The sequence below is a fragment of the Sphingobium sp. WCS2017Hpa-17 genome, from assembly GCF_031843765.1.
GTDB lineage: Bacteria > Pseudomonadota > Alphaproteobacteria > Sphingomonadales > Sphingomonadaceae > Sphingobium.
In genome coordinates, this window is the sequence record NZ_JAVTIV010000013.1 from 1 (window position 1) to 14,580 (window position 14,580).

Genomic DNA, 14,580 nt, shown 5'->3' on the forward strand with positions numbered 1-14,580 from the left:
CAGCGCCCGGCATTGGTCGACATGAAGGCTTTTGCGGCCAGCCGCGATGTCCCCGCCGATAAGATGGCGCTGCTTACCAAGCTATCCCATGTTGAGGATGATCTTGCTGAGGCGACAAGGCTGCTGGGTCAGAATTTCACCGAAACCGGGTTCAAATATCAGCAGGATTTATTGCAGATGAAAGCTGACATTCAGCGCCAGATTGTGGGCGAGGGCGCGGGGCAATGAGCGGGCGCTTCCTGCATAGGCTGAGCATCGCCATTTTCTTTGTGCCGATGTTTGCCCTTGCCACCCTCGCCTATGTCATCGCCGCGCCGTTTATCGCGTTTGGCATGGTTGTGGATGGCGCAAGGGGTCATTGGGATGACTGAAGGAAACCGGCCTATGAAGGTGAGCGATGAGGCAAGGAAGGCGGCTGAACTTCGCGAGAAATATGCGCGCCGGGCCAGAAACCACAGACTGTCCAGAAACGAACGCACTCGATGCAGCCACTATTTGCAGGTTCTGGACGAACTTTCGGACGCCATCCGCGGCCTGGCCGATGATGGGGACGGTGGGTGAATGGGGCGCAGAATCACGCGGAACAGCACGCGACCAGGCCGAATTTGTAGAAATGTGTGTCGAAACGTTTGTAGAAACGCGACCCGCTTGCCTATGAAAAACCCTTATATAACAAGGGCTCGAATGGTGAGTCCAGCTGGGCTCGAACCAGCGACCTACTGATTAAAAGTCAGTTGCTCTACCGACTGAGCTATGGACCCCCGAAGCGGTGGAGGTCGCCCTAAAGGCGGCGAGCCGGATGGTCAACCTTGGCGTGCGGCTTTTTGTAGGCGTGCGTGCAAATGGCGGACGGAAAGGCCGGTGCGCGGGTCGCGCCAGTCGGGGGTGACGGCGAGCAGCGGGGTCAGCACGAAGCTGCGCCCGCGCCAGGCAGCATGGGGGATGGTGAGCGTGCGGCTGGCCCAGCGGCCGCCCGACCAGAGGATGATGTCGATATCGACGCTGCGCGCGCCCCAACGGCGATAGCGGCGGCGGCCGAGGCGATTTTCTATGGTCTGGAGAAAGGCCAGCATGGCGGGTGGCGAGAGCACGCTCTCGACCAGCAGCGCGCCATTGGCGAAGCGACGGGCCGATGGGCCGAGTGGTGGGGTGGAGAGAGTGGGCGAGATGCGCAGGACGCGGGCCTGTTCGCCGATCAGCGCGGTGGCGGCCTGCAACAGCCGCGCGGGCGTCAGGCGGGCGGATAGAGGGCGGTTTGATCCCAGCGCCAGTGCGTAGAGGTGGGGATCAGAGCCCGCCATTATCCAGCAACCCGGAATTTTAGTCCGTTCGCTTCGAACGCAGTCGAGAAGCGGCCAGCGCAAGGCGTGGTTGCTCGACTGCGCTCGAAACGAACGGATGATGGGATAGGGGCACGCGCTTAGCGGACCTTGTCCCGGACATGCGCCTTCATCTGGGCATAGGCGGATTCGCGGGCTTCTTCGTTCAGCGACAGCAAGTAGCGCATCGCCTCCCGATAGGTGAGGAAGGGGCGATCATTCACCATCACCGGGACGGTGCGGGCATTGTAGAGCCGCTTGAGCAGGCGCTTCTGCGGCCGGCCGAGGTCGCCCGGCTGTTCGGCTGCAACCTCTTCCGGCGTGTCGATGGCGGTGTCTTCGGTCGGTTCAGTCATTTCGAATCAAATATCCTGCGCGATGCGGCCATAAAGTTCAGGCCGGCGATCGCGGAAGAAGCCCATGCCAGCGCGATGGGTGCGGGCCTTGGCCAGGTCCAGCGTCGCGACCAGCGCGCCATGATCCTTGGCGTCGGCCTCGGCGGCGAAATCACCCCATTCGTCGGTGATGAAGCTGTGGCCGTAGAAGAGCTGGCCTTCTTCGTCGCCGATGCGATTGGCGGCGATCACCGGCATACAGTTGCTGACGGCATGGCCGATCATCGCGCGGCGCCACATACGGCTGGTATCCAGTTCCGTATCATAGGGTTCGGAGCCGATGGCGGTCGGGTAGAAGAGCATTTCCGCGCCCATCAGCGCCATGCAGCGCGCGGTTTCGGGATACCATTGGTCCCAGCATATGCCGACGCCGATGGTGCCGTACTTGGTCTTCCACACCTTGAAGCCGCTATTGCCGGGGCGGAAATAATATTTTTCCTCATAGCCCGGCCCGTCGGGAATATGGCTTTTGCGATAGACGCCCATGATCTCGCCCTCATCATCGATCATGGCGAGCGAGTTGTAATGATGATGGCCATCCCGTTCGAAAAAGCTGGTCGGGATATAGACGCCCAGTTCCTTGGCCAGCTTGCGCATTTCCTGCACGGCGGGATGCTCGTCGGTCGGCTGGGCGTTGGCGAAGAGGGCCTCATCCTCGACCCGGCAGAAATAGGGGCCTTCGAACAGTTCGGGTGGCAGGATGATCTTCGCGCCGCGCGCGGCGGCCTGGCGCACATGATCGGCGACCAGCGCGATGTTCGCGTTCATGTCGTCCGAGAAGGCGAGTTGCAGGGCGGCGACGGTGACTTTGGTCATGATTTTGCGCTTCCTAGAGGCGAATGCCGATGCGGGCGGCAATGGCGACGGTGACGAGATAGAGCAGGATCGTCAGCACGCAACCCGCGATCAGGGCCGGGATGAAGGGGAGGCCGCGCCGCAACAGCATGGGGATCAGCAGGAACATCGGCAGCGAAGGGATGACATAATAGAATGTCGCCTCCGCATGACGTGCCATATTTTCCACATCAGGCTTGTCGTTCCACAGCCAGATCATGCCCAGTACCGAAATGAGGGGGAGCGATGCGATCAACGCGCCCAGCCCCGGATAGCGCCGGGACACCACCGATATGATGGCGACAAGGAGTCCCGAAAGCAGAGCGCGCAGAGCGAGCATCGCGCTCATCTCAGATGGAGGGCATCTGCTGGCTACAGCAATGGAAGCTGCCGCCGCCGGACAATATGGCGTCGCTGCGCAGGCCCACAATATCCCGGCCGGGGAAGAAGGGGCGGAAGGCGTCGAGCGCGGCCTGATCGTTAGGCTGGCCATAGATGGGCACGATGACGGCGGCGTTGCCGACATAGAAATTCATGTAGCTGGCCGGGATCGCCTCGCCATCCCCCAGCACCAGACCGGGGGAGGGGATATCGACCACTTCCACGCCATGGGCCTTCGCGCGGTCGCGGGCGTCGGCATAGAGGGCGGCGTTGGGATCATCCGGCGTCGTGGCGATCGGCAGCGCCAGCTTGCCCGGCGCGACGAAACGGGCGAGATTGTCGACATGGCCGTCGGTATGGTCGTTCAGCAGGCCGTCGCCCAGCCACAGCATGTCCGACAGGCCCAGCGCGCCTGCCAGCAGCGTTTCGATCTTGCCGCGATCCAGGTCCGGGTTGCGGTTGGGGTTCAGCAGGCATTGTTCGGTCGTCACGAACAGGCCGGTACCGTCGGTGTCGATCGCACCGCCCTCGAACACCCAATTCTGGGTCGAAACGGGCAGGTCTGTGGTCGCGGCGAGCCGCGCGCCGATATCCTCGTCGCCGGGCATCTGATATTTGCCGCCCCAGCCGTTGAAGCCGAAATCGACGAGTGCCTTGCCGCCTGCGCCGTTCAGCACGGCGATCGGCGCGGTATCACGCAGCCAGACGTCGCCCAATTTGTGGACGATGACCGATACGCCGGGCGCAATCAGTGCGCGCGCGGCATCCGCATCGCCATCATTGGCGACGACCAGACGGACGTCTTCGCCCTTGCCATCGGCATGGAGCGCGCTGGCGAAAGCGGCGATCTGTTGCCGGGCTTCCTCGAACGCGTCGGGCCATTCGGCGGGGTTTGTCGGAAAGCCGATCCAGGTCCAGTCGTGCGGCGCCCATTCGGCGGGCATGCGAAACGTCATGGCTTTTATCCTTGCCCGGCGGGAAAGCCGGTCCGTAAAGTGCGGGAAATGATGCGCGCTCCATAGCGTGCCCGACCGGGTCTGGACAGAGGGCGAAAGCCATGCGGAAACACATTTCGATCATCGCGGCGACCCTGCTGCTTTCCCTGTCGGCGCAGGCTCGCGCGGGCGAACTGCCGGACTGGCTGACCGGCGAATGGCTGCAAAATGCCGGCGATCGGTGGAGCGAGGAGGTCTGGACCCTGCCGCGCGGCGGCACGATGATCGGCGTCGGCCGGACCGGGCGCGGGGAAAGCCTGCGCGGCTGGGAAGTGATGCGGATCGTGCGGGGGGCGGACGGATCGCTTGCTCTCCACGCCGCGCCGGACGGTGGCCCGGCGACCATCTTCCCCGCCGTCGAGCAGGGTGTGCGCGACGTCACTTTCACCAATCCCGATCATGATTATCCGCAACGCATCCGCTATTGGCGCGAAGGGCGATTGCTGATGGCGGAAACGTCGAAGATGGACGGCAGCGGCGCGCAGAACTGGACCTACAGCCCCGCAGGGCAATGAGTCATTAGTGGCGTGATGCGATTGGATTGAACCGCGACATGCCCTGAAAGTTGTTTGCTTTCTGTATTTTGCGAGCCGTCATCTGTTCCAGATGACTTCAAAATACTCCAGCGTCGCAGCGGCCGGGGCCGCTGTGCCCCCGGATGTCGAGTTCTGGGTTTTCGCGCGGGATCGCTCTTCGTACTCAACCTATGATGATGTTGTGGAAGATGGCGCAATATGCGTTGGTCGCCACGACTTCTCTGCGCTTCCATTGAATAGCCAAAGAAGCAGGCGTGAATTTCTGATGATCAGATGAAGCCCCCATGCTGCGCTAAGGGCGAAGAGGATCAGCGCGGGAAAGCCGATTCCGACGGGCACCATTATAATGGATAGGAGTGCAGTGCCGATTACAATGAAGGGATGATGGAACAGGTAGATGCTGAACGAGGCATTGACGATAGATGACACTGTCTCGTTTTTGATATTGAGAAATCGCCTGGATAAGGCGAGGGTTAAGTACGATCCGCCAATTCCAGAAAATATTGCCAGGATGATACGAAGTACGGTAAGAATAGGTTCAGTTCCAGACGGCAATAGGGCGTGCAGTAGGACTGCGATGACGCTAAATCCAATGGCGAGATTGTTCCATCTCGTTATCCGCTCGAACAATTCGTTATATGTATAGCAAAGGACGCCGAACGTGAAGAATGGCAGGTAGGAAGCTATCTTGAATAGCGGGAATATGCCCATGGTCGTTGCGGAGAAAATTTTAAAAGGTGGAAGAGAGAGGGCAAATTTTGTGCCCAAAGTCCAGAAAATGATAGCCGTGATGCATATGATCAGCGACGATAATGGATGCGCTATCATAATCTTGGCGTAATATCTGCTTCTGTCATGCCATACTGTCTTTGGAAGAATGTATAGCATAATCGTGTAAAAGATCATCGCAATCAGGAACCACATATGCGCAGACCAGACGGATCCGATCTTGCCCGCTTCATTGGCTCTGTCAATTGCGCCTGGGTTGAGCATTTTTACAATGAGAAATTGGGCAATGTTGAACGTAAAAAGCGTGGCGATCAACGGTATCGCCAGTCGCTCCATTCTTTTGCTCAGCCATCGGCTATCATTTCTGCAGAGAGTCAATGCGGAGAAATATCCAGCAATCAGAAAGAATGCATGCATTCGAAAGCCGTGAATGAACTGGCTCACGACATAAAATATGTCGAACGTGGCATGTGATTTTATCAGCCAGGGTTCGCCGGAAGAATAAGCATAGGATGCGTGCAATGGGAGGCCAAGTAAAATCGAAACTGCGCGCGCAGTGTCCAAAAAATATATGCGTTGCCCCATTACACGCTCCATATGTATTATTATGGGATTTATCAAAATGGCATGAGCGTTGGAAGTGTCATGTTTGCAAATATCAAAAGAATGCAATGTTACTAAAATGTGCAATATTGTATAAATATTTTGTCTGGATATATTCCTATTCTCGTGCAGGTGCTGACGATCCGAAAGGGGAGCTTATTTCCCAGCCCGATCCTTGTCGCGGATGGCGCGGAATTCGTCGCCGTCCACCCAATTGGGCCAGTCGGTGGTGGTCGCCAGTTCGCGGCCGACGGTGTAATAGAGCTTCAGGTCGGCGGCGACGCCGGTCCAGTCCCAATTGGGATCATATTCATCCTTGGGGCCGTGATAGCGGTTCTTGGTATAATCCTCTGCGGCGGCCATGCCCGCCTTGGTGCCGCCCTTCACCAGATCCTCGCCACCTTCGAAATAGAGCATCGGCAGGCCATATTTGGCGAAGCTGAAATGGTCGGAACGGTAATAATAGCCCTTTTCCGGGGTCGGTTCGGTGGTGGCGACCCGGTCCTGCGCCTTGAGCGCACGGTCGAGATAGGCGTCGAGCTGCGACTTGCCCTTGCCGATGACGACGACATTCTTGGCGAGGCCCGCGACGCTGAGCGCATCCATGTTCACGCCGCCCACCGTCTTGGCGAAGGGGAAGACCGGGTTCTTGCCATAATAGGCCGAACCCAGCAGGCCCGATTCCTCGCCCGTCACTGCCAGGAACACCTGGCTGCGGTCGGTCGGTCCGGCCTTCACATTGGCCTGGGCCAGCGCGACCAGTGCAGCCGTGCCGGTGGCATTGTCGACCGCGCCGTTGCAGATATCGTCGCCGTCCGGCGCCGCCTCGCAATGGCCCAGATGGTCCCAATGTGCGCTGTAGAGCACATATTCGTCCGGCCGGGTCTTGCCGGGCAGCAGGGCGACGACATTCTTTGAGCTATGTTTGCGCAGGTCATTGTCGAAGGACAGATTGGCCTTCACCCCAGCCAGCGGCACGGCCTTGAAGCCGGGCTTCTTGGCGGCAGCCATCTGGGCGGTCAGGTCCAGTCCCGCGCTGGCGAACAGGGCGGCGGCCTTGTCCTTCTGGATCCAGCCGATGGCGGCGCTCTGGTCGGCATTGCCATTGGCGCTGTCGGCGACATGCTGCGCGCCGGTCCAGCTCGACTGCACGACGTTCCAGCCATAGGCGGCGGGCACCGTGTCATGCACGATGATCGCGGCGGCGGCACCCTGTCGCGCGGCTTCTTCGAACTTGTAGGTCCAGCGGCCATAATAGGTCATGGCGCGGCCGTTGAACGGGCCGGTCAGCCCCTGCGTCTCATAATCGGGATCATTGACCAGGATGATGACGGTCTTGCCCTTCACATCCAGCCCGGCATAGTCGTTCCAGCCCTTTTCAGGCGCGTTGATGCCATAGCCGACGAAGACGACCGGGCTGTCCTTGACCGCGATATGCTGTTGCGTGGTGCGATAGGTGCCCGCGACCATCTCCGCGCCATAAGCGGCGCTGACATCGGCCTTGCCGCCAGTGAAGGTCAGCGGCGACACATTTTTCGCGGTGATTTCCACCAGCGGCACGTCCTGGAACCAGCTGCCCTTGTTGCCGGGCTTCAGGCCCAGCTTCTCGAACTCGGCCACCAGCAGCGCCAGCGTCTTTTCCTCACCGGCCGAACCGGGGGCACGCCCTTCAAAGGCGTCAGAGGACAGTTCTTCAACCAACCGCTTCATCGTGTCGATCGACGGCTGGCCGGTGGTGGCGGCCGGCTTGTCGGTGCCCTCGGTCGAGCAGCCTGTCAGGGCAAGAATGGCGGCGATCGCCGCGATGGAAGTGCGCATGGTATTACCCTTTATTTTACGAATGTGCGGGTGATGCCACTGCGCGCCGGCAAGGGCAAGCAAGGCCGTTGCCTTTGCCTTCTGCTTGACATAGCCACAGGAATTCACGGGGTTTTGGGGGGGATTTCAGAGGGATGACGATTATCATCAAGGCCGCGCTGGCTCTGCTGGCGACGGGTGTGGCGCATGGCGCGCTGGCGCAGGGGCAGCCCGACGCGCTTGCAAAGGCATTTGGCGCGCGGGAGACGGTGATTTCCGCCAGCCTGTCACCCGACGGACAAAAGATCGCGCTGGTCGCGGCCGGGGCGGGGCGAGCCACCCAAACCTATGTTCTGGAGGCGAAGGAAGACGCAGAACCCAAGGTCGTCGCATCGTCCACTGGAAAACCGGAATATCTCAGTCGGTGCGACTGGGTGTCGGCGGACCGGCTTGCCTGCCAGATTTCCGGAGCGCAGCGCTACGGCGACGATGTCTATGGCTTCAGCAATGTGTTCGGGGTCGATGCGGCGGGCGGTAACATCAAATTGTTGAGCCAGCGGCGCGGACAAAATGCACTGTCCTTCGATTTACGCGGTGGCGAGATTGTCGATCTGCTGCCGGGTGAGGATGGCGCCATTCTCATGACCCGTTCCTATGTGCCCGAAGCCAAGGTCGGCAGTCTGATCGAAAAGCGGCTGGAGGGGCTGGGTGTAGATCGCATCGACACGCGCAGCGGTGCGGCCAAGCGGATCGAAACGCCGCAGTCGCAGGCGATTGACTATGTGTCCGATGGTCACGGCACGGTGCGCATCATGGGCTTGCAGGATCTCAAGGGCACGGGGTACGCCAGCGGCGATTATAAATTCCTCTATCGACCACAGGGCAAGAATGGATGGAGCGACCTGTCCGTCTATCATGTGCAGGAGAATAGCGGTTTCTACCCCGTCGCGGTCGATGCGGCCAAAAATCTGGCTTATGGTTATGAGAAGACGGACGGCCGCGACGCGCTGGTCACGGTGGCGCTCGACCCAAGTCTGGAAAAGAAACTGCTGTTCGCCCATCCGCAGGTGGATGTCACTGGCCTGATCCGCGTTGGTCGTGATCAGCGCGTTGTCGGCGCCAGCTTCGTTACCGATCATCGTCAGGCCGTCTATTTCGACGAACAGGTGGCTGCTCTGATCAAGTCGCTAGGTAAGGCACTCGGCGGCAAGGCAGTGCATATCGGCGACATGAGCAGCGATGGCCAGCGGGTGCTGGTCTGGGCAGGCAGCGACGTCGATCCCGGCCAATATTATCTGTTCGACAGGACTGCGCGGAAATTATCACCTGTGATGCCGGATCGACCCGAACTCGCTGGCCATGCGCTCGCGACCATGCAGTCGATCAGCTACAAAGCGGCGGACGGTACCAGCATCCCCGCCTATCTGACCCTGCCGTCGGGCAAGGAAAGTGCAAAGGGGCTGTCAGCCATCGTCATGCCCCATGGCGGTCCGGAATCCCGCGACGAATGGGGTTTCGACTGGATGGCGCAATATTATGCGGCGCGCGGTTTTGCCGTCATCCAGCCGCAATTTCGCGGCTCCACCGGTTTTGGCGAACAATGGATGATGCGCAATGCGTTCCACGCCTGGCGCACGGCCATCGGGGACATTGCCGATGCAGGACGCTGGCTGGTGGAGCAGGGCATTGCCGATCCCGCGAAGCTCACGATCGTCGGCTGGTCCTATGGCGGGTATGCGGCCTTGCAGGTGCAGGCGATCGATCCCAACCTGTTCAAGGCCGTCGTGGCGATTGCTCCGCTTACCGATATCGGCGACTGGATGCGTCGTACGCGCTGGAGCAGCAATTTCCTGGTGGAACAGCAACGTGTAGGCAGTGACACGGTTCAGGCGTCGCCCGTCAACCATGCGTCCGCCTTTCGCGCGCCGGTGCTGATGTTCCATGGCACGGACGACAATAATGTCGATATCAGCCAGGCGAAGATCATGCAGGGTAAGCTGCAAGGGGCGGGCAAGCGCAGCCGGCTGGTCGTCTATGACGGCCTGACCCATAATCTGAACGACAGCGATGCGCGGGCCGACATGTTGCAGCAGAGCGCGGACTTCCTGTCGACTCTGGGGAAATAGACAGGGACGGGGAGGTTGTGGCTTCCCCCTCTTTTCGCGGCCATTGCCCAAAGAAGAAGGGCGGCTCCTTGCGGGGCCGCCCTTCTTTGTAACTCTGCTCGGTAAACCGATTAGCGCGAATAGAATTCGACGACCAGATTCGGTTCCATCTTCACCGGGTAGGGCACTTCGTCCAGCGTCGGCACGCGGACATAGGTGACCTTGGTGGCGCCATCGGGCGACACATAGTCGGGGATGTCACGCTCGGGCAGGCTCTGTGCTTCCAGAACCAGCGCCATTTCCTGCGCCTTCTTGCCCAGGGTGATTTCGTCGCCCGGCTTCACCAGACGCGAGGCAATGTTGCACTTCACGCCGTTCACATAGATGTGGCCGTGCGAAACGATCTGACGGGCCGAGAAGATGGTCGGCGCGAACTTGGCGCGGTACACGACGGCGTCCAGGCGGCGTTCCAGCAGACCGATCAGGTTCTGGCCGGTGTCGCCCTTCATGCGGCTGGCTTCGAAATAGTTCTTCTTGAACTGCTTTTCGGTGATGTCGCCGTAGTAACCCTTCAGCTTCTGCTTGGCGCGCAACTGGATGCCGTAGTCCGACATCTTGCCCTTGCGGCGCTGGCCGTGCTGACCGGGGCCATATTCGCGCTTGTTGACCGGCGACTTGGGACGGCCCCAAATGTTCTCGCCCATGCGACGGTCGAGCTTGTACTTGGCGCTGGTGCGCTTCGTCATGATACTTCCTTTGAATTGCTTACGACGTTTGTTCATCCTCCTGATCCGAAAACCGGTTCCCGCTTTTCGGGGAGGATGAATGTTGCTCCCGGTATCGCCTACGTCCATGTTTCAGGGGCAGGGCCACCGCTTCACCGGGATGCGGAGCCAATTGCGAAGGCGCGCCTATGACCAGAAGAGGGGCTTATGTCAACCCTCGACAGGGGCGCATCCGACGCTTAAATCCGGCGCGCATGAACCCAGACAGCTATACCAGCATGACAGAGGTGCGCGCAGGCGTGGACGAACTGGATCGCCAGCTTGTCGCGCTGCTCGGTCAGCGCTTCGCCCATATGCGCGCCGCCGCTCGGATCAAGCCTGACCGCAGCGCGGTGCGGGATGAGGCGCGCAAGCAGCAGGTGATTGAGCAAGCGGTGGCAGAGGCCCGGCGGGTCGGCGCGCCGGCGGACGTGATCGCCGACTTGTGGGAACAACTGGTCGAAGCGTCGATCACTTATGAAATGGCGGAATATGATCGGACGCGGGGATAAAGCGATCTCCGTTCGGTTCGAGCCTGTCGAGAACCCTTGCGTGAAGGTTCTCGACAGGCTCGAACCGAACGGGAAGAGAGGCGTTCAGCGTTCCCGCGGCCTGTTCAAATGCGACAGCACGCCGCGCAGCGTTCGCACTTCCAGATGGTTCCAGCCCGGCTTGGTCAGCAGGTTACGCAGCGTCAGCTTGGTCGCGGGCGCACGGTCGGGCGGGAAGAAATAGCCGACCTTTTCCAGCAGCGTGTTGAGCTGGTCGATCATGCCTTCCAGTTCGACCTGCGGTGCGGGTTCGCCAAGATCCGTGACGGTCGGCTGCGCGAGGCTGGCGTTCTTCGACCATTCATAGGCGCACAGGATCACCGCCTGCGCGAGATTGAGCGATCCGAATTCCGGGTTGATCGGCACGGTGAGGATCTTGCGCGCGACCGCGACATCCTCCGTCTCCAACCCGGATCGTTCAGGCCCGAAGACATAGGCGGCGCGACCCTGCGCCGTATGGATTTCGCGGGCGGCTTCCTCCGGCGTCACGACCGGCTTGGTCACGCCGCGCTTGCGCACCGTGGTGGCATAGACATGGGCGCAATCCGCAACCGCATCGGCCAGCGTCTCATAGACCTGGGCCTTGTCGAGAATGAAGTCCGCGCCCGCCGCCGCCGGACCGGCATCGGGATTGGGCCAGCCGTCGCGCGGGGTGACCAGCCGCATTTCGGTCAACCCGAAATTGAGCATGGCCCGTGCGGCCTTCCCGATATTCTCGCCCAGTTGCGGGCGAACCAGAACGATGACGGGGGGGAGGGAGGAATTTTCTTCTATCACATTATCACCGTTCGTCCTGAGTAGGGGCTGAGCCTCTAGCCTTCCCGTTCGGTTCGAGCCAGGGTCGAGCGTAGTCGAGACCCGTGGTCGAGAACGGGCAGCGTCAGAGACTGCGTTCCAGTCGCCCCGGATCAGCGCCTCTTTCTTCTTGCGCGACCAATCTTTTACCTGTCGCTCCCGTTCCAGAGCATCGATCCGATCCGTGAAAGTCTCGCTGAACACTAATTCCACCGGACGGCGATCATGCGTATATCCCGGCAGTTCGCCCATCTGATGTTGGGCGATGCGCCGCTCCAGATCGTCCGTATGCCCGGTATAATATGTGCCGTCGGAGCAGCGAAGGATGTAGATCCAGAAACTCATGGTGCGCGTGGTTCTCGACAGGCTCGAACTGAACGGATTTTGAGTTAGGCCAGTTAGGCGCTTTCTCAAACATTGCCGTTTCGTTGGGTTCTCGACTTCGCTCTAACCGAACGGGGGGAATTGGAGCTGCTATTCCCGCCCGACTTCCTTTACCGTACTGGCGAATTCCTCGAAATCCTTGGCGTCGGTGAAGTCCTTATACACGCTGGCGAAGCGGATATAGGCGACGCTGTCGAGGCGCTTCAGCCCCTCCATCACCATTTCGCCGATCGCGCGGGCGGGGACTTCGCTGTCGCCGCTCGTTTCCAGCTGGCGCTGGATGCCGGAGATCAGCTTTTCCAGACGGCTGGGGTCGATCGGGCGCTTTCGGCAGGCTATGCCGATGGAGCGGGCCAGCTTGTCGCGCTCGAACGCTTCCTTGCGGCCTTCGCTCTTCACCACCCAGATATCGCGCAACTGGATGCGTTCGAAGGTGGTGAAGCGTGCGCCGCACGCTTCGCACTGGCGGCGGCGGCGGATGGCATTGCCATCTTCCGTCGGCCGGCTGTCCTTCACCTGGCTGTCTTCATGGGCGCAGAAAGGGCAGCGCATCAATGTCTCCGCAAATAAAAGCCCCTCCCGATCAGGTTCGATAGAGGCACTGCCTTAATCAAACCCGAAAGGGAGGGGCTTTGATAGTCTTTAATAGATCGGGAAGCGCGCGGTCAGGGCCAGCACCTTTTCACGGACATGCTGCTCGACCTGGCCGTCGCCTTCGTCGCCATTGCGGTTCAGGCCTTCGACCACTTGCGCGATCAGGCGGCCGATTTCGCGGAATTCTTCCTCGCGGAAGCCGCGGGTGGTGCCGGCCGGGGTGCCGAGGCGAACACCGGACGTCACGAAAGGGCTGGCCGTGTCGAAGGGCACGTTGTTCTTGTTGCAGGTGATGTAGGCCCGATCCAGCGCCTTTTCCGCTGCCTTGCCGGTGGTGTTCTTGGGGCGCAGGTCGACCAGCAGCAGGTGATTGTCGGTGCCGCCCGATACGATCGACAGGCCGGCATCGGCCAGCGTTTCGGCCAGCGCGCGGGCGTTGGCGACGACCTGATGCGCGTAAGCCTTGAACTCAGGCGTCAGCGCTTCCTTGAAAGCCACAGCCTTGGCCGCGATGATGTGCATCAGCGGGCCGCCCTGAAGGCCGGGGAAGATCGCGCTGTTCAGATTCTTGGCGATCGCCTCGTCATTGCTGAGGATGATGCCCGAACGCGGACCGCGCAGCGACTTGTGGGTCGTGGTGGTGGTGACATGGGCGTAAGGCACCGGCGAAGGGTGCGCGCCGCCGGCGACGAGGCCGGAGAAATGCGACATGTCGGCCAGCAGGTACGCGCCCACTTCGTCGGCGATTTCGCGGAACCGTTTGAAGTCCCACACGCGCGAATAGGCCGTGCCACCGCAGATGATCAGCTTGGGCTTGTTTTCGCGCGCGATGCGGGCGACTTCGTCCATGTCGATGGTGTGGTCGTCTTCACGGACGCCATAGGCCACCGGCTTGAACCACTTGCCCGACATGTTGACCGGCGACCCGTGGGTCAGGTGGCCGCCCGACGACAGGTCGAGGCCCATGAAGACGTCGCCCGGCTGGAGCAGCGCCAGGAACACGGCCTGGTTCATCTGGCTGCCGCTATTGGGCTGGACGTTGGCGAACTGCGCGCCGAACAGCTGCTTGGCGCGTTCGATCGCCAGCGTTTCCACCACGTCGGCATATTCGCAGCCGCCATAATAGCGCTTGCCCGGATAGCCTTCGGCATATTTATTCGTGAAGATCGAACCGGCGGCTTCCAGCACGGCCTTCGACACGATGTTTTCGGACGCGATCAGTTCGATCTTGTCCTGCTGGCGCTTCAGTTCATTGCCGATCGCGCCGAAGATTTCGGGGTCGGCACTGGCGAGGTCTTCGCTGAAGAAGCCGGCCTGACGGATGGGGGAAAGGGTGTCGGTGCTCATCGAAGATCCTTTCAGAGCGCGGGCTGGGAGAGCTTCTCGACGCGGCCGGCATGGCGGCCACCGCCGAAATCGGTGGTGAGGAAAGCGGTGACGCAGGCCTTGGCCATGTCCACGCCGGTCAGGCGGGCGCCCATGGCCAGGACGTTGGCGTCATTATGTTCGCGCGAAAGGGCGGCGGACAGCGGCTCACCTACCAGGGCGCAGCGGCAGGCGGGGTGGCGGTTGACCGCGATCGAAATGCCGATGCCCGACCCGCAGATCGCGATGCCGCGCTCCGCTGCGCCCGACGCCACGGCCGTCGCGAGTTTGTAACCAAAATCGGGATAATCGACGCGGTCGGCAGTCGCCGGACCAAGATCGTCTACGTCATGCCCTTCATCGCGCAGCCATTGGGCGAGTTCCGCCTTCAGATCGACGGCGGCATGGTCGGAAGCGATGGCGATTTTCATGT

At 60.8% G+C, this 14,580-nt stretch carries 18 protein-coding genes and 1 tRNA gene; 6 read left to right on the plus strand and 13 right to left on the minus strand.

The window, feature by feature from the left end; translation table 11 throughout:
* The 3 genes from RQH62_RS16590 to RQH62_RS16600 form a co-directional block, all read left to right on the plus strand.
* A partial coding sequence (locus tag RQH62_RS16590; protein ID WP_311269843.1) for a hypothetical protein occupies positions 1–228 on the plus strand: 228 nt, incomplete at its 5' end.
* Positions 225–371: a hypothetical protein gene (locus RQH62_RS16595; RefSeq protein WP_311269844.1), complete on the plus strand. Its 147-nt coding sequence runs from the start codon at positions 225–227 to the stop codon at positions 369–371. The genes RQH62_RS16590 and RQH62_RS16595, both read left to right, overlap by 4 nt.
* Before the next feature lie 13 nt (positions 372–384).
* The gene (locus RQH62_RS16600; protein WP_311269845.1) at positions 385–561 is read left to right on the plus strand and encodes a hypothetical protein; all 177 of its coding nucleotides are present in this window, start codon (positions 385–387) and stop codon (positions 559–561) included.
* A gap of 124 nt (positions 562–685) precedes the next feature.
* Here the strand turns inward: RQH62_RS16600 and RQH62_RS16605 are convergent.
* The 6 genes from RQH62_RS16605 to RQH62_RS16630 form a co-directional block, all read right to left on the minus strand.
* Positions 686–761, minus strand: a tRNA-Lys gene (locus tag RQH62_RS16605).
* Between the two features lie 42 nt (positions 762–803).
* Positions 804–1,301 carry a 2-amino-4-hydroxy-6-hydroxymethyldihydropteridine diphosphokinase gene (folK, locus tag RQH62_RS16610; protein ID WP_311269846.1) on the minus strand — a complete coding sequence of 166 codons (498 nt, stop codon included), beginning with the start codon at positions 1,299–1,301 and terminating at the stop codon, positions 804–806.
* Positions 1,302–1,420: 119 nt separating this feature from the next.
* Positions 1,421–1,675, minus strand: a complete 255-nt coding sequence (locus tag RQH62_RS16615; RefSeq protein WP_311269847.1) for a hypothetical protein — start codon at positions 1,673–1,675, stop codon at positions 1,421–1,423.
* Positions 1,676–1,681: 6 nt separating this feature from the next.
* Positions 1,682–2,530, minus strand: coding sequence for an N-carbamoylputrescine amidase (gene aguB, locus RQH62_RS16620; RefSeq protein WP_311269848.1), 849 nt, complete (start codon positions 2,528–2,530; stop codon positions 1,682–1,684).
* Between the two features lie 13 nt (positions 2,531–2,543).
* On the minus strand, positions 2,544–2,897 hold the full coding sequence (locus RQH62_RS16625) for a DUF3147 family protein (RefSeq protein WP_311269849.1): 354 nt from the start codon (positions 2,895–2,897) through the stop codon (positions 2,544–2,546).
* A 1-nt stretch (position 2,898) separates the two neighbouring features.
* Complete coding sequence (locus RQH62_RS16630) at positions 2,899–3,885, minus strand: agmatine deiminase family protein (RefSeq protein WP_311269850.1); 987 nt, start codon at positions 3,883–3,885, stop codon at positions 2,899–2,901.
* Positions 3,886–3,986: 101 nt separating this feature from the next.
* Between RQH62_RS16630 and RQH62_RS16635 the strand changes: the two genes are divergently transcribed.
* Positions 3,987–4,439, plus strand: a complete 453-nt coding sequence (locus tag RQH62_RS16635; RefSeq protein ID WP_311269851.1) for a DUF6265 family protein — start codon at positions 3,987–3,989, stop codon at positions 4,437–4,439.
* A gap of 189 nt (positions 4,440–4,628) precedes the next feature.
* Here RQH62_RS16635 and RQH62_RS16640 read toward each other — a convergent pair whose 3' ends face one another.
* Positions 4,629–5,774, minus strand: a complete 1,146-nt coding sequence (locus RQH62_RS16640; protein WP_311269852.1) for an acyltransferase family protein — start codon at positions 5,772–5,774, stop codon at positions 4,629–4,631.
* A gap of 174 nt (positions 5,775–5,948) precedes the next feature.
* Positions 5,949–7,610 carry a M28 family metallopeptidase gene (locus tag RQH62_RS16645; protein WP_311269853.1) on the minus strand — a complete coding sequence of 554 codons (1,662 nt, stop codon included), beginning with the start codon at positions 7,608–7,610 and terminating at the stop codon, positions 5,949–5,951.
* Positions 7,611–7,744: 134 nt separating this feature from the next.
* Here RQH62_RS16645 and RQH62_RS16650 point away from each other — a divergent pair, with 134 nt between their 5' ends.
* Positions 7,745–9,715, plus strand: a complete 1,971-nt coding sequence (locus RQH62_RS16650; RefSeq protein ID WP_311269854.1) for an alpha/beta fold hydrolase — start codon at positions 7,745–7,747, stop codon at positions 9,713–9,715.
* A 110-nt stretch (positions 9,716–9,825) separates the two neighbouring features.
* On the opposite strand, the gene rpsD is transcribed toward RQH62_RS16650, so the two are convergent.
* Positions 9,826–10,440 carry a 30S ribosomal protein S4 gene (rpsD, locus tag RQH62_RS16655; protein WP_311269855.1) on the minus strand — a complete coding sequence of 205 codons (615 nt, stop codon included), beginning with the start codon at positions 10,438–10,440 and terminating at the stop codon, positions 9,826–9,828.
* 233 nt (positions 10,441–10,673) lie between these two features.
* Here rpsD and RQH62_RS16660 point away from each other — a divergent pair, with 233 nt between their 5' ends.
* Positions 10,674–10,970 (plus strand): chorismate mutase, encoded by a 297-nt coding sequence (locus RQH62_RS16660; RefSeq protein WP_311269856.1) that lies wholly within the window; start codon positions 10,674–10,676, stop codon positions 10,968–10,970.
* 84 nt (positions 10,971–11,054) lie between these two features.
* Here RQH62_RS16660 and RQH62_RS16665 read toward each other — a convergent pair whose 3' ends face one another.
* The 4 genes from RQH62_RS16665 to rpiB all read right to left on the minus strand — a co-directional run bounded on the left by RQH62_RS16665 (position 11,055) and on the right by rpiB (position 14,578).
* On the minus strand, positions 11,055–12,149 hold the full coding sequence (locus RQH62_RS16665; RefSeq protein ID WP_311269857.1) for a TrmJ/YjtD family RNA methyltransferase: 1,095 nt from the start codon (positions 12,147–12,149) through the stop codon (positions 11,055–11,057).
* A 129-nt stretch (positions 12,150–12,278) separates the two neighbouring features.
* Positions 12,279–12,740 (minus strand): transcriptional regulator NrdR, encoded by a 462-nt coding sequence (gene nrdR, locus RQH62_RS16670; protein WP_311269858.1) that lies wholly within the window; start codon positions 12,738–12,740, stop codon positions 12,279–12,281.
* 90 nt (positions 12,741–12,830) lie between these two features.
* Entirely contained in the window at positions 12,831–14,129 is a 1,299-nt protein-coding gene (gene glyA, locus RQH62_RS16675; protein WP_311269859.1) for a serine hydroxymethyltransferase, read from the minus strand.
* An 11-nt stretch (positions 14,130–14,140) separates the two neighbouring features.
* Positions 14,141–14,578 (minus strand): ribose 5-phosphate isomerase B, encoded by a 438-nt coding sequence (gene rpiB, locus RQH62_RS16680; RefSeq protein WP_311269860.1) that lies wholly within the window; start codon positions 14,576–14,578, stop codon positions 14,141–14,143.
* Positions 14,579–14,580 lie beyond the last annotated feature (2 nt).